Raw genomic sequence first — 14,904 nt, forward strand, 5'->3', positions numbered from 1 at the left:
CTCTTCAATCAATGAAATATTTTCGATTGATCAACTAGTAAAAATCCACACAAGTTGTTCTTCTATTCTCTTAATGATCTTTTCACCACCTCGTCAGTGGCAAATCAACGCAATAAACATTCAACAACTTAACCAGTAAAGCTAAGTTATTTTTGCTTCATCGCGTCGGGATGAGTGCATTATAGGAGATTTTTTTTAGTGTGCAAGTCTTTTTAAACCCTTGTTTTATCGAGTGTTCTTTTTTTACACACAAATTTGTTTAACAAAACAGCATAATTCTCGTAAGCACATAAAATTAAAGCAGAAATATTTTATAGATATTTCTGCTTTGTTTTTTACTTAGTGTTCTTTATCTGTACGCTGATAATTTTAATCGGCTGTTTTGGTACATTTTGATGCATCCCGTAGTTTGCCGTTGGTACATTTACGATCTTATCGACAATATCCATCCCTTTGGTCACTTTACCAAATACGGCGTACCCTGCATCCATTGCTGACTTATTTAAAAAGTTATTATCCGCCACATTAATAAAGAATTGGCTGCTTGCAGAATTCGGATTACTGGTACGTGCCATTGCCAAAGTACCACGTGTGTTCTTCAAACCATTGCTCGACTCATTCACAATCGGTGCTTTAGTTGTCTTCTCAATCATATTGGCATCTAAACCACCGCCCTGCACCATAAAACCAGGAATCACACGATGAAAGATCGTGCCTGTATAGAAGTTGCTTTTTACATAGCTTTCAAAGTTTTTTGCCGACACAGGTGCTTTATCATCAAAAAGTTCAATTTCGATGTTGCCCATACTGGTTTTCATATCAACCATGGTATTTGCAAATAAATGGCTGCTTGCCAAAATTAAACCTGTTGTCATGAACAACTTTTTCATCATTGCTTTTCTCGGCTTGATCATTGATTTGTTGTGAATGCTCATCTTAGTTTTGCTGATTCTATTTTGCTATTTCTATTTGTTATCTTTAAAACAAAAACCGATGTTTCACGTGAAACATCGGCTCAGACTTTATTAACTATGTTTATCCCAAAATTTTCTAAAGTTTTTGGCAACTTCAATGGTATTACGTTTAGCCTTACTAGAGACTGGCGTGAGGTTAATAAAGCCATGGGTCTGATCTGGGTAATCAACGTATTGTACTTTCACCCCGTTTTGTCTGAGCTTATGACTATAGATTGCACCCTCATCATGCAGCAGATCATGCCCGGCAGTAATCACATAGGCTGGTGCCAGCTTTCTAAGACTGCCATAGGTTGGTGAGATCAACGGATCATCGAGTGCAACATCGTGCTGTGTCGCATAGTAGTCAGTGACATAGTCTACATCTTTGCTGGTCAACACCAAGCCCTCTCCATAGGCATAGAACGAAGGATGGCGGCTTTTGAAATCAACCACGGGATAAATCAATAATTGTGCTTGAGGTGCATAGGCCTTACCTACAGCATGTTGCGCAACCGTGGTACTGATATTACCCCCTGCACTGTCTCCTGCAACCGCAATCCGGTTTTTATAGATTTTCAGTTGACGGCGATTTTGATACACCCATGCCAAGGCATCTTCACATGATTTGATCAACAGTTGTGGCGATGCTTCTGGTGCAAGTGGATAATCAATACTTAAGACCTGTACTTTTGCATACTTGGCAATGAGTCGACAGGCTTCATCATGGGTATCCAAACCACCTACCACAAAACCACCACCATGATAGAACACAATCATCGGTAATTTTTTATTGGGTGCAGGATGATAATGTCTGGCAAATACCGTACCGCTTTGCAGTGGAAGACGGATATCTTCAACAGATTCTATTGAGGTTGGCTTGTTAATGATTGCCAACATTTGTGCATCAAACTGACGGCGAGATTCAATTGGGTCATCACCAATGAAGCCAATGCGCCCTTGTTTAATTTGGACAGCCATCAGACATTTGATAAAAGAATCTAAATCTGGATATTGGTGTGGATAAGCGAGAAGCTTGGCAAGAGACTCCTGTACGATTTTGGGGAGCTTATCAAGTGCTCGTGCAGCAGGGCCCTGTCCTTTGTCTAGAATGGTTTGAATTTTTTGAGGTAATGCTGTCACTTCTGTCCCCTTCTTCGCTCTGTCCATAATTCTTGTTGTCTTCGACTATATGCTTTTCTAAAGTCTTAGATCAAGTTCAAGATTTGAAAAATATGTCGTACGCTAAAGGGCTATTATCAAAAAGTCATTAACCATAGTGCTTATTCACAACTACTTTTTATGTCAATTAAATGCTGTTTTATCATGCGATTGTTAAAACAATAAAACTAGAACCAATGAATTCGTTCTAGTTTTATAGCACTAAAAAAGTGTCAGTTTTATGAATTCAGTTAACTTCGCGTGATGTATAGCAGTACATCAATAAGATTGCATGCGGCATCGTGTGTTCAATCTTATGCGAAGCCAACTTCATCCTAAAAAATTATTGAGCAGTCGTACCTGCTGAACCAGAAACTGAACCTGATACATCCGCAGAAGCGCCACCAGGTTGAACATCAACGGATGATCCACCTTGCACACCAACACCACCTTGTACGCCTGCCGGGCTTGCACCTGTTGTTTGAGCTGAGCCAGATGCATCTAAACCACCTTGAGTTGAGCAACCTACAGCTGTTAATGCAACACCTGCTACAACCGCAGAAATCAATGCTAACTTTTTCATTTCGTATTTCCTTTCATTATGACAAAAAGCAAAGTTGTCTTTGCGATGCCTATGATTCACAATTTTTTTCTTAGACGTGATGCGGATTAGTTGCAGTTTGTTATGTAAGCCGCTCTATTTTGCAATTTTTCTTAAATCAACTCTTTTCATATTTCACATATTAAGAAAAACATTCAAAATCTCTAAAGCATTAGAGTTAAAGTAATTTCACGGTTTTTAGTTTTATTTTTTCAGTTAAAAAGAGATTATCTTATTTTTTTATAATTCATAGAAACACCGTACAATCTGCTTAAAAGATTACAATTGGGTAATTTTGATTAAAAATAAATGTAGCAGCCATAAAAAAACCGTGACCTCTGATCACGGTTTTTCCATTTATTTAGCTTGGTTTAAGGCCATTGCATCTCGCCTTTTACCACTTTAGCCCCCAACTCTAAACTGCTTGACTCACCTAAAGTTGGATACTGTTTTTGCATAATTCCAATTAATTCAGCTGAATTTTTGCTGGCTTTTACCGCTTTTTCATACTGCTTTAAATAGTCAATCGAGAAGTTTACCGCATCAAGACCTTCGGCTGCGCCTACTTTCATATGTGCAGGCACCACCACTTGTGGATTTAAGGCTTTGATACTCTCTAAAGTCTGTACCACTTCTGCACGATCTTTGGCTGTTGGGGTATCCGCAGTCCACAGATGAATCCCCGAAGACACTGGAATACCACCGACAACTGCTTTGGCACTCGGAATCCATAAATAAGTCAGTTCTTTCTTACCTTTGATTTCGATATTTTCATTTTCTAATTTTAAGGTTTTAGCTGTATACGCTTGTGGAACAATAATCTTGCTCGGTGCATTGGCACCCATTTTTGGTCCCCAATACTGTACTTTCAGCGCTTGCGTATCCTGAATATGCTTCACCGTTTCAGGGGTCGCAATCACTTGCACATTCGGGAAGTACTGCTTAAATACGTCCAAACCAAAATAGAAGTCTGGATCGCCATAGCTGACAAAAATGGTTTTTAAGGTTTTACCGCTATCTAAGATATCGGCTGCAATACGCAATGCCTCTGATTTAGAGAATTGTGCATTCACCAATAACACTTCTTTATCGCCTTCAATTAAGGTCGAAGTCACACCAAAGTGTTCAGGTTGAGCCAGAAAGTTTTGGATTTTTAAGTCTTGTGCAAAAGCAGTTGATGTTGCCGCTAAAGTAGATAAAGCAATGATATAAGGTTTGGTATTCATCTTATCGTCTCCAATCTGATAAGGAACACTTTAAATTGCAATTATTGCTGAATAAACACCCTGAATTAAGATAAAATGTTGCATATCTTGCAACAATGATAATAAACATGGACACCTTAAAAGCCATCCAAGTCTTTGTCTGTATCGCGCAGCAAGGCAATCTCAGTAAAGCGGCCGAACATCTGGATTATTCTAAGGCAATGGTGTCACGCTATTTAGAACATCTCGAACAAACTTTTTCGACGCGGTTGTTTCAACGCAATACCCGTAAAGTTTCACTCACCCCTGCGGGTGAAAAAGCCTTGGTCTATTGTGAAAATATTTTACAGCAACAACAACTATTAGAAGGCTTAGCCGCGCCTGAACAGCACAGCGGCACCATCCGCTTTACCTGTGGCTTGTTTCTGTTCCAACTGGGTGTGAATGAATGTATTAAACAGTTTAAGAAACGCTACCCACAGATCCATTTCGATGTCTATTTAACTGAAAATACGGTCGACCTAATGGATGCTCATGTCGATCTGGCACTGCGTATTACCCAAAAAGTTGCGGAAGGGCTGATTGCCCGACCCGTCTGTCAAATCGAATCCATCTTTTGTGCACATCCTCACTATTTACAGGATCACACGCCCCTATCACATCCCAGTCAACTCATTCAACATGAATGCATTGCCCATCACACACATAACCAATACTGGACCCTATTTGATACAGATCAGCAACCGCAGAACTATCCATTAAATGTTACGTTTAAAAGCAATGATGTGATTGCGCTTTATCAAATGTGTCTTAAAGCCCAAGGGATTGCCATGTTGCCAACATTACTGGTGCGTAAGGATATTGCGCAACAGCGTTTGCAACAGGTATTTACAGATTTTGCTGCACCCGATCTGACCTTGTCCTTAGTCTATGCTTCTCGACAACATTTACCGAAAATCACCCAAGAATTTATTGCTTTTGTCATCGAAAACTTAAATTTTTACTTAAATCAGCAAAATTAAAAGATTTAAATCGACCTGAACGCTTGAATTTTGTCGGCTTGCCCATACTTCATCCCTATCTATGAATGACCAAGATGTGGCAGTTCGGGTTTAACCCTATGAGCATTCACGCCAAAAAGGACTGTACATGTTTAAGAACCTTTTTCAACGGAGATCATCAATGGCTAATGAGCACAATGAGCAAGCTCAAGACATTCAAAATGAGCAACAGACTGAACAAACTCAAGCTGAAGGTGTAGAGCAGGCAAACGAGCTTAGCGTTGAAGATTTACAAGCGCAAATCACCAAACTTGAAGAAAGCTTGAAATTAGAAAAAGCACGTACTGCCAATGCTGTTTATGAAGCGCAGAAGAGTGTCGAGCGTATTCAACGCGAATCTGAAAAGCACAAAGAGACCGTGCTAGAAAAATTTGCAAAAGAATTACTAGATTCTGTCGATAACCTTGAACGTGCAATTCAAGCGGCTGGCGAAGAAGAAACACCTGTGCTTGAAGGCGTCAAGCTAACCCTGAAATCATTACTGACCACACTGGAAAAATTTGGCGTGCTTGAAGCGGATACCCAAAATGGCTTCAATGCTGATCTACACCAAGCAGTTGGGATCGATCCAAATGCCAAAGCCAACCAAATTGGCACTGTTTTACAGAAGGGTTATACCTTAAATGGTCGCCTACTCCGCCCAGCGATGGTGATGGTCGGTCAATAATCCAAGCAGCAAAGCGTTTATTTGCTCAAAAGTGCAGAAATTTGAGAGTTTTTTGATTTTTTTTCATAAAAATGCTTGAAAAATACCAATTGACTCTCATATCGAATAACAAGCAAAACATTGCAACAAAATTTTAGAGGAACACAATCAATGGCAAAAATTATTGGTATTGACTTAGGTACTACCAACTCATGTGTTGCTGTACTTGAAGGCGATAAAGTAAAAGTAATCGAAAACGCAGAAGGCGCACGTACAACTCCATCGATCATCGCATATAAAGATGGCGAGATCCTTGTGGGCCAAAGCGCGAAACGCCAAGCGGTAACCAACCCGAAAAACACATTATTCGCAATCAAGCGTTTAATTGGCCGTCGTTATGAAGATCAAGCGGTACAAAAAGATATCGGTCTTGTCCCTTATAAAATCATCAAAGCGGACAATGGCGATGCTTGGGTTGAAGTTAACGATAAGAAATTAGCACCTCAACAGATCTCTGCTGAAATCTTGAAAAAGATGAAGAAAACTGCAGAAGACTACTTAGGTGAAACCGTTACTGAAGCAGTGATTACTGTTCCTGCTTACTTTAACGATGCGCAACGTCAAGCAACTAAAGATGCAGGTAAAATTGCAGGTCTTGATGTTAAACGTATCATTAACGAACCAACTGCTGCGGCACTTGCGTTCGGTATGGACAAAAAAGAAGGCGATCGTAAAATCGCGGTTTACGACTTAGGTGGTGGTACATTCGACGTATCAATCATTGAAATCGCTGACCTTGATGGCGACCAACAAATCGAAGTGTTATCAACAAATGGTGATACTTTCCTTGGTGGTGAAGACTTTGATAACGCATTAATTGAATTCTTGGTTGAAGAGTTCAAGAAAGAACAAAGTGTGAACTTGAAAAATGATCCACTTGCGTTACAACGTTTGAAAGAAGCTGCTGAAAAAGCAAAAATCGAGCTTTCTTCATCAAATGCGACTGAAATCAACCTTCCATACATCACCGCTGATGCGACTGGTCCTAAACACTTAGTGATCAACGTAACACGTGCAAAACTTGAAGGTTTGGTTGCTGACTTGGTTGCTCGTACCATCGAGCCTTGCCGTATTGCGCTTAAAGATGCGGGTCTTTCAACGTCTGACATCTCTGACGTAATTTTGGTTGGTGGTCAGTCTCGTATGCCGCTTGTACAACAAAAAGTACAAGAATTCTTCGGTAAAGAGCCACGTAAAGACGTAAACCCTGACGAAGCAGTTGCGATTGGTGCAGCAATTCAAGGTGCAGTATTGTCTGGTGACAAAACTGACGTGCTTTTATTAGACGTAACACCGTTAACTTTAGGTATCGAAACAATGGGCGGCGTATTGACTCCGATCATTGAGAAAAACACCACGATTCCTGCGAAGAAATCACAAGTGTTCTCTACTGCTGCTGACAACCAGCCTGCTGTAGACATTTCGGTTTACCAAGGTGAACGTAAAATGGCTCAACAAAACAAATTGTTGGGTAACTTCCAATTGGGCGATATCCCACCTGCTCCACGTGGTGTACCGCAAATTGAAGTATCATTCGACATCAACGCGGATGGTATCTTGAAAGTATCTGCAAAAGATAAGAGCACTGGTAAAGAGCAATCAATCCAGATCAAAGCAAACTCAGGTTTGTCTGATGCTGAAATCGATGCAATGATCAAAGATGCTGAAGCGAATGCTGAAGAAGACCGTAAGTTTGAAGAGTTAGCGAAAGCACGTAACGAAGCAGATGCGCTGGTTTCTAGCTCAACAAAAGCAGTAAAAGATCTTGGTGACAAAGTCACTGAAGATGAAAAAACTGCCATCACAACTGCGGTTTCTGAGCTTGAAGCAGCAACCAAAGAAAATGATGTTGAAGACATCAAAGCGAAAACTGAAGCTTTACAAAACATCTTGATGCCAATCACTCAACGTGCTTATGAACAAGCACAAGGTGCTGGCGGCGCAGAAGGTTTTGATCCAAATGCATTCCAAGGTGATGCTGCTGGTCAACAACAAAAAGCGGACGATGGCGTTGTAGATGCTGAGTTCACTGAAGTAAAAGATGACAAAAAATAATTTGTCTCTTTAGAAAAGACCGCGCGAAAGCGCGGTTTTTTTTTATATTTTAAGATGAATCATTTTGTTCAAAATAAAGTTCGCCCAAAATTGGCATAAACAAAGGTATCACGCCACACGCTTTAATTTCATCCAGAAACTCAGCAATATTCACTCCAGGTAATAACTGCGCTGGTGCATCAATGGGTGTCACCATGCTGTCCCAATGACATGGAATAATATATTTCGGCTTGAGTAGTCGGACTACATCTTTGACATAGTTTGGTCGATATTTACGTCCGATTGCACATAAACAGACAATATCAGCGTGTTTGCCCTGTAACTCTTGCTCAATAAAGTCAGCAGAGTCGATGTGAACAACACGCAGTTGACCTGTGTCAATCCACCAGTTCAAAACCAAACCATGCCGTAACTGATGAAATTTTGGTGGATACGGTGGTGGTTCGATCATATCTCCAGGCAATGGAACACGACCAAACAAGGCTTTGCCATGGATTGAAGGTAAGCCAATCACCTGCCAAGAACCACAGTGAATCACATCCCTTCCCTGCGTTGCATGCATCTGTTGCTCAGGCAAACCTGCGGAACGCCCATACATCACACTGGCTTGTGAGCCAATCAAGCGAGCGCCTGTTTGTTTGCACACTTCTGCGGCATCCAGAATATGGTCATAATGCGCATGTCCAATCAGTACCTCATCCGCATCAGGAATATAGTGCTTGACCAATGCTGGATCACTAGATAAAGGTTGAGTAAAGGTCTGCCAAAGATTTGGACGGCTAATAAAAGGATCAAGTACTAAGCTTCGATTAGAATCAGACAAGATAAACCCTGCGGTCCCCAGATATTTAATTTTTAGATTTTCTGCCTTTGCTGGTGCGGGTGAAACGGCCGCCCATGCAGCCTCAGGCGATTTGAGTAAATATTTCAGCATGCATATTCCTTCGCACTATTTTTTTATTGTCCATCAGAATAAATTGTCTCATCGACCAGATGGCCAGTGTATGAATTAGTCCCATCGGAAATACTAAACCTGAACCAAATCGATTTGAATACCACAATATTGGCTTAATACACATGAAATTATTTTCGGTATAATCCAAATATTAAAAATAATGATACCTAGATTAAAGATGAAAATAGATCCTGTCATTAGCAGAACCCAATTTAGATTCATGCTTATTTTTTCGCTGCTGTGTATTTTTACAGGCGCAATATTCGATGCATATGATGAAACGTCGATTGCAATTAACCAACTATTATTCACAGACCCTCAGAACTGGGAACTCATTCTTTCAGGTCTTTTAGCTATTGGTCTCTTTGTTATCGTGGTCGGTTTACTTCTATTTAAAGAGTGGGCAAGAAAGCTATACGTTTATAGCTTCTTCCTGGGTCTACTCATTTATCTGTTACCAAGTTATTCTTGGACATTCATCTCTGGTTTTGGTGCTATTTTTTATGAGCTAGGCAATATTCTCTCTACACTGATCTGGGGAATTTTAGTACTACCTAGCCTCTACCAACCTCTATTTTCCAAAAATAACGAATGAAGCTGTTTCTCATTATTGCATTGCTACTCTTTATCTTCTGGTCGGGTTATCAAACCCGTCAACACCCTCAACTTAAATTTAACTCGCTAACAGATCGCATCACTAATCCACTAGATACACGTCTACGTTATCGTATTGCTGAAGTCGATCCTCGCTTTAAACTCAGTATTGAACAAGTCAAAGATATTAGCCAACAAGCGACTCAAATCTGGAAAGATGGTACAGGAGAAGATTATTTTATCTATGACCCCAATGCTCAACTCGCCATTCACCTGATTTATGATGAACGTCAAATCGAAAGTGAGCAACGCCGAGAACATTTAAGCCAACTCGCGTCGAATCAACAACATTGGCAAGAGAAAAAACAACAACTGGATCAGATCGAACAGGAAATTATACGGAGCAAGCAATTTCTGGATTTAAAACAACAACAGCTGAATCAGCAAATCCAGCACTATAATCAAGAACAACAAAATGCACGACAGCATCCAAGCGCATTTGCCAATTCGGACTATTTTCAGCAACGGCAGCGGGATCTAGAGCAAAATGTGCAAACCTTGCAGCAGGAAATTAATCAATATAATCAGAAAATTGCTCAACTCAATCAGCAAGTCGATGAACTCAATGCTCTAGACCAACAACTCAATGCCTCGGTGAACCAATATAAACAGCGCTTTAAACCACATTTATTTCATAAAGGTTTATTTAATGGTAAACAGATCTTTATTTATGAATTCGAATCTGAGGATGATCTACGTTTAACACTCGCCCACGAGTTCGGCCATGCATTGGGCTTAGCCCACGCCGAGGATGCTCAAGCCCTGATGTACCCAATCATGAAAGAACAAAATGCTGCTCATTTTCGCCTGACCCCAGCCGATCGTGCGCTATTCCTGACACGATAGGCTTTGTCTCCGCCAAGGTTGAATATCTCCTCAGGCACCCCCAAAATTTCATGGACTATAAATGTCACAAACAAACAATTATTCACTGAAAAGTCAAAAACTTGCCGCTTTCAGAAAAATTTTACAAAAGTTAACAATAGGTCTCTTCGTTGCGTTTATTCCTGAAAATTTTTACATCTGTTAATTTAATTCATTGATATTTTTTGAGTTATGCTTAAAAAAACAACAAAAACATCATTTTTTGATTGTGTACATCATTCGATTCATTTTTTTATTTATTAGAAAAAAATCACACTTTTTCATTTTATTTATTAACTACATAGCATTTTGACGCTCACAAAATAATGATCAAAAATAAGTTTTTATTTTGGGGAGATTTCACAATGCGAGTCTATTCTCTAGCATTTTTGATCGCTTGTTTAAGCATGGGCATATCTCAATTCAGCAATGCACAAAGCAATACCCATTCACAGGATACACACCAACACGCAAGCCCCAAAAAAATCGTGCATTATCGTATTGCAGAGATTGATCCACGCTTTAATTTAAATCAGCAACAAGTGCTTGAATTGACCCAACAAGCCGCCAAACTGTGGGAACAAGAAACAGGACAACAAAATTTCATTTATGACCCACAAGCCGAATTTAGCATTCATTTAGTCTTTGATGAGCGTCAACAACGCAGTACTGAGCGATTACAAGGCTTAGATCAACTGAAGCAACAGCAAAAGCAATGGGAAATCTTGAATCAACAATTGAAACAAGCAAAGGATGAAATCCAAAAAACGACCGCTTTAATTGCCACGAAACAGGCACAGCTCGCTGCTCAGTTCCAGCACTATAATGCAGAAGTACAGCGTTTCAATCAAAGTCGTTCCAGTTCAAAAGACTTGGCACAACAATTTTCACAAAGACAGCAAGCATTACAACAACAGTCTTTAGCACTACAACAGGAAGTTCAAGAACACAATCAACGTACGCAACAACTCAATCAACAGATCCAGAATTTAAATCAGAACAATCAACAACTGGTTGCATCCGCAAGTCAATTTAATCAAGTGTTTCAGCCCCACTTATTCCATAAAGGCCATTTCAACGGTAAACAGATTCTGATCTATGAATTTTCATCAATGAACGACCTCCGTTTCACACTGGCACACGAGTTTGGACATGCGCTTGGCTTAGAACATACCAATGATCCAAGCTCACTAATGTACCCTGTGATCCAAAAACAAAATCTACAGCAATTTGCACTCACCGATTCGGATAAAGACCTCGTAAAAGCCATTTATTAAATTGATTTCAGGAAAAACAGTTACAAGAATTAACATTAACTAGACTTTGAGTATAGTTTTTGTACAAATAGATAAATATTTTATGTGAAATAGAATGTATTTTTTGAAGCAGAAAAAAATATGTTTTCTAAATGTTTCGAGAAATTTTTATCAATCAAGCCGACTTAAAATAAAAAATAAACAGTTGTTCTGATGTTATTTTTAGATCATTTAATAAACAAATCTTGTTTTTTTATCACGATTTTTTAGCTATATGTCTACAAATGTATTTTTATTCATTTTACGGAAATATCGTTAAAACTCATAAGGCGCATCCTTTTACATCAATTTGACTACTGTCTTTTTTCGCTTAAAATGTGACCTCTTTCATGTTTTATCTCCTATTATGCGTCTTTTATCTCTACTTTTGGCTACATGTTTTAGCGTGCTAGCCCCAGTCACGGCTTTTGCTCAAATTTCCTCAACGGCCTTGGCACAGCCACAAATTCGCTACAGCACAGAGCAACCTTTACGCTACCGTATCGCAGAACTTGATCCACGCTTAAATATTGATCAAGCACAAATGGTTGCCTTAAGTAAACAAGCAGCAGCAATTTGGGAAAAAAACACGGGGCAAAAATATTTTGTGTATGACCCTGAGGCTGAATTTGCAATCAATCTGGTGTTTGATCAACGTCAAATTCGTAGCATGAAACGTGCTGAAAGTTTAGGTCAACTTGAGCAGGAACAACAGAATTGGGTGAGTCGAAATGAGCAGCTACAAAAAGTTAATGCTGACTTAGCTGAAAGCAGTGCCCAACTTGAGCGTCAAAAGCAAGTTTATGAAAACCAAGCTCAGCAATATCAACAAGGTTTAGCGCAATATAAGGCTGACAGCAGCAATAAAGCACTGTTCATTGCCTTACAAAAACAGCAGCAGCAATTGCAGCAACAAGCTCAGAAGCTACAAGCCAAGATTACTGAATACAATCATAAAGTTCAGCAAAATCAGCAACAGGCTGAAAAATCAAAGCAGATTCATCAGCAATTAAGTGCTTCTGTGAATGAATTTAATGAAACCTTTAAGCCTGAAGTACTGCACAAAGGTCAATTTGATGGAAAACAGATTTTTATTTATGAGTTTTCTTCAATCGATGATCTACGTTTAACTTTAGCACATGAGTTTGGTCATGCTTTGGGGCTCAAGCACACCCGTGACCCTAAATCTTTAATGTATCCACGTATTAAAGATCAAGATGCCAAAGATTTTCAGTTAACAGATACGGATCTCAAGTTACTCGGTTTTTCAAATTAAAAGCAGATCAATCTCACAGAATAGGTCGATATAAGATGATCTGCTAAGCAATAACAAGAATGGGTCGATTGTTTTGATTTATTCATGTTATTGTGGTGTTAAAACATCATCTTAGCCTTAATGGAGATCAGCATGAGTTATTATCATATCTTAATTGAAGTGAACGACCACATCAGTACGATTGAACAAACTCGTGATGTCGAACTTTTGGATATTCAAGATATTAGCCCATATCTGCACTCTATTTTAATTCCTTATTTCAATGAGCAGGAAATTGAGCTTGAAGATGAAAATGTAGCATATGACGAGATACTGCATTTAGAAGTTAAACAGACGTTATTACCGATTGAACACTTGATTGAAGAAGAACAAAAACAATTACCCAGTGATACTGATGTCACCATCACCGCTTTTGAGATCTTCAATGATCGTGATTTAAGCCAAGATGTGACTGCGGTGATTTTTGATATTTTAGAGGCCGTGAAATTAGACGCAGCACCATAAAACTGAAAGATAAAAAAGGTCTGCATTAAGCAGACCTTTTTGTTTTATCGAAGCCACTTTATTGCATCATTTGCTTGGCCTGTTCCTGACGGAAGGCACGTAAGATCTGCTGTCCAGCACGCCCCGTCTGGTTTAAACCGAGACGGCTCTGCTCTTGGCGAATGGCTTGACGACTTTTATCACCAATCAAACCATCAACAGCACCAATATCATAGCCACGCTGAACTAAGAACTGTTGAATTTCACGACGTTCAGCACGTGATGTACCTGCATCATCAGTTGGCCACGTGGTTAAAAATGGCGTACCACCACGTAAACGATCAGATAAATGCGCAATGGCTAAACCATAGCTCTCGGCTGCGTTATAGCTATAAATCGCATCAAAGTTTTTAAACACCAAGAACACTGGACCATTAGCCCCTGCTGGTGACATGAGTCCTGCCGGTGTGCTACCCGATAAATTGCCTTGAATCAATGCTGTCCCATCGGCACGGGTGACGCCTTGTGCAATCCAGCTATTCAATGGCTTTTTATTACGACGGCTTTCACCAGAGATGGACATACCTTGTGGAATTTTGACCTCAAAGCCCCATGGCATACCGGTTTGCCAGCCTGCTCGCTTTAAGAAATTTGCAGTCGAAGCCAAGGCATCGGTGGTGCTTGAAACCAAATCACGGCGGCCATCGCCATCAAAATCAACCGCTAAACGTTCATAGGTCGATGGCATAAATTGAGTATGACCAAAAGCCCCTGCCCATGAACCATACAATTGATCTTGAGTTAAATCACCACGTTGCAAAATCCGCATAGTGGCAAAAAACTCACCACGGAAATAACTTTGACGGCGACCTTCACAACTTAACGTACCGAGTGCTTGTAATAAAGGATATTTACCCGAAATATCACCATAATTACTTTCTACCCCCCATACCGCTACAACAGTTTCAGCAGGTACACCATAGGCCTGTTCAACGCGGTTTAAGACTGCACGGTGTTGGGTGAGTTTTTGCTGCCCAGCCTGTACGCGTTCGTTATCCACAAGGCCCGACAAATAATCCCAAATTGGTGTCGAAAATTCAGGTTGATAATTCAGACGATCAATCACCGAATAATCTGGGCTTAAATTTTGGGTATAACGATCATAGGTTGCGCCCGATACACCGGATGCAATCGCCTGTGAACGTAAATTGGCAATACAGCCCTGAAAGTTCGAATTTGGCGTATAATTACTACTAACAGCAGCAGCTGTGGTCGGTGTCGAAACCGTTGCACCGTTAATCACAAGCTCAGCATGCGCCTGATTAAAAAAAGTAAATAAGGCAGTGCCTAGAAAAAAAGAAAAATGACGTTTCATGACTGAACCAAAACTTTTGAATTTAAATTTCCTTTCCACCTTAACATGCTCGATCAAGATGTATAGTTTGGAAACGTAACTTTAAATTCATTTCTGGGTTTTAAATTTAAAATACGCTTTTTAAATTCATAATTTCACCCTTATTTTAAATTTAAAAGTTATCAACACCCCTCATTTAAATTCAAAAAACATAACCACCAAACCAACCCTTTTAAATTTAAAAAAGTTATCCACTTTTAAATTCATTTCACCCCTAAAAG

Annotated in this window: 14 protein-coding genes; 8 read left to right on the forward strand and 6 right to left on the reverse strand. The window is 39.7% G+C overall.

What is annotated here, in order from left to right:
* Positions 1 to 335: 335 nt before the first annotated feature.
* The 4 genes from NG55_RS19980 to NG55_RS19995 all read right to left on the reverse strand — a co-directional run bounded on the left by NG55_RS19980 (position 336) and on the right by NG55_RS19995 (position 3,941).
* On the reverse strand, positions 336 to 893 hold the full coding sequence (locus tag NG55_RS19980) for a peptidylprolyl isomerase (protein ID WP_023271062.1): 558 nt from the start codon (positions 891 to 893) through the stop codon (positions 336 to 338).
* Positions 894 to 1,025: 132 nt separating this feature from the next.
* On the reverse strand, positions 1,026 to 2,096 hold the full coding sequence (locus NG55_RS19985; protein WP_212750477.1) for an alpha/beta hydrolase: 1,071 nt from the start codon (positions 2,094 to 2,096) through the stop codon (positions 1,026 to 1,028).
* 361 nt (positions 2,097 to 2,457) lie between these two features.
* On the reverse strand, positions 2,458 to 2,697 hold the full coding sequence (locus NG55_RS19990; RefSeq protein ID WP_016543245.1) for a hypothetical protein: 240 nt from the start codon (positions 2,695 to 2,697) through the stop codon (positions 2,458 to 2,460).
* Positions 2,698 to 3,086: 389 nt separating this feature from the next.
* Positions 3,087 to 3,941 (reverse strand): MBL fold metallo-hydrolase, encoded by an 855-nt coding sequence (locus NG55_RS19995; protein ID WP_016543244.1) that lies wholly within the window; start codon positions 3,939 to 3,941, stop codon positions 3,087 to 3,089.
* Positions 3,942 to 4,048: 107 nt separating this feature from the next.
* Between NG55_RS19995 and NG55_RS20000 the strand changes: the two genes are divergently transcribed.
* The 3 genes from NG55_RS20000 to dnaK all read left to right on the forward strand — a co-directional run bounded on the left by NG55_RS20000 (position 4,049) and on the right by dnaK (position 7,742).
* Positions 4,049 to 4,942, forward strand: coding sequence for a LysR family transcriptional regulator (locus NG55_RS20000; RefSeq protein WP_065344223.1), 894 nt, complete (start codon positions 4,049 to 4,051; stop codon positions 4,940 to 4,942).
* A gap of 160 nt (positions 4,943 to 5,102) precedes the next feature.
* The gene (gene grpE, locus NG55_RS20005; protein WP_016543243.1) at positions 5,103 to 5,648 is read left to right on the forward strand and encodes a nucleotide exchange factor GrpE; all 546 of its coding nucleotides are present in this window, start codon (positions 5,103 to 5,105) and stop codon (positions 5,646 to 5,648) included.
* 150 nt (positions 5,649 to 5,798) lie between these two features.
* Complete coding sequence (dnaK, locus tag NG55_RS20010; protein ID WP_016543242.1) at positions 5,799 to 7,742, forward strand: molecular chaperone DnaK; 1,944 nt, start codon at positions 5,799 to 5,801, stop codon at positions 7,740 to 7,742.
* 49 nt (positions 7,743 to 7,791) lie between these two features.
* On the opposite strand, the gene NG55_RS20015 is transcribed toward dnaK, so the two are convergent.
* On the reverse strand, positions 7,792 to 8,676 hold the full coding sequence (locus tag NG55_RS20015; RefSeq protein ID WP_065344224.1) for an MBL fold metallo-hydrolase: 885 nt from the start codon (positions 8,674 to 8,676) through the stop codon (positions 7,792 to 7,794).
* 199 nt (positions 8,677 to 8,875) lie between these two features.
* Here NG55_RS20015 and NG55_RS20020 point away from each other — a divergent pair, with 199 nt between their 5' ends.
* The 5 genes from NG55_RS20020 (at position 8,876) to NG55_RS20040 (ending at position 13,290) form a co-directional block, all read left to right on the forward strand.
* The gene (locus tag NG55_RS20020) at positions 8,876 to 9,292 is read left to right on the forward strand and encodes a hypothetical protein (protein ID WP_065344225.1); all 417 of its coding nucleotides are present in this window, start codon (positions 8,876 to 8,878) and stop codon (positions 9,290 to 9,292) included.
* On the forward strand, positions 9,289 to 10,197 hold the full coding sequence (locus tag NG55_RS20025; RefSeq protein WP_065344226.1) for a matrixin family metalloprotease: 909 nt from the start codon (positions 9,289 to 9,291) through the stop codon (positions 10,195 to 10,197). Before NG55_RS20020 ends, NG55_RS20025 begins: the two co-directional genes overlap by 4 nt.
* A gap of 383 nt (positions 10,198 to 10,580) precedes the next feature.
* Positions 10,581 to 11,492: a matrixin family metalloprotease gene (locus NG55_RS21155; protein ID WP_213029727.1), complete on the forward strand. Its 912-nt coding sequence runs from the start codon at positions 10,581 to 10,583 to the stop codon at positions 11,490 to 11,492.
* Between the two features lie 385 nt (positions 11,493 to 11,877).
* The gene (locus NG55_RS20035; protein WP_065344228.1) at positions 11,878 to 12,786 is read left to right on the forward strand and encodes a matrixin family metalloprotease; all 909 of its coding nucleotides are present in this window, start codon (positions 11,878 to 11,880) and stop codon (positions 12,784 to 12,786) included.
* A gap of 120 nt (positions 12,787 to 12,906) precedes the next feature.
* The gene (locus tag NG55_RS20040) at positions 12,907 to 13,290 is read left to right on the forward strand and encodes a hypothetical protein (RefSeq protein ID WP_167539957.1); all 384 of its coding nucleotides are present in this window, start codon (positions 12,907 to 12,909) and stop codon (positions 13,288 to 13,290) included.
* A 58-nt stretch (positions 13,291 to 13,348) separates the two neighbouring features.
* On the opposite strand, the gene NG55_RS20045 is transcribed toward NG55_RS20040, so the two are convergent.
* Positions 13,349 to 14,644, reverse strand: coding sequence for a lytic murein transglycosylase (locus tag NG55_RS20045; protein ID WP_065344229.1), 1,296 nt, complete (start codon positions 14,642 to 14,644; stop codon positions 13,349 to 13,351).
* Between the last annotated feature and the right edge of the window lie 260 nt (positions 14,645 to 14,904).

The organism is Acinetobacter gyllenbergii (genome assembly GCF_001682515.1).
Taxonomy (GTDB): Bacteria; Pseudomonadota; Gammaproteobacteria; order Pseudomonadales; family Moraxellaceae; genus Acinetobacter; species Acinetobacter gyllenbergii.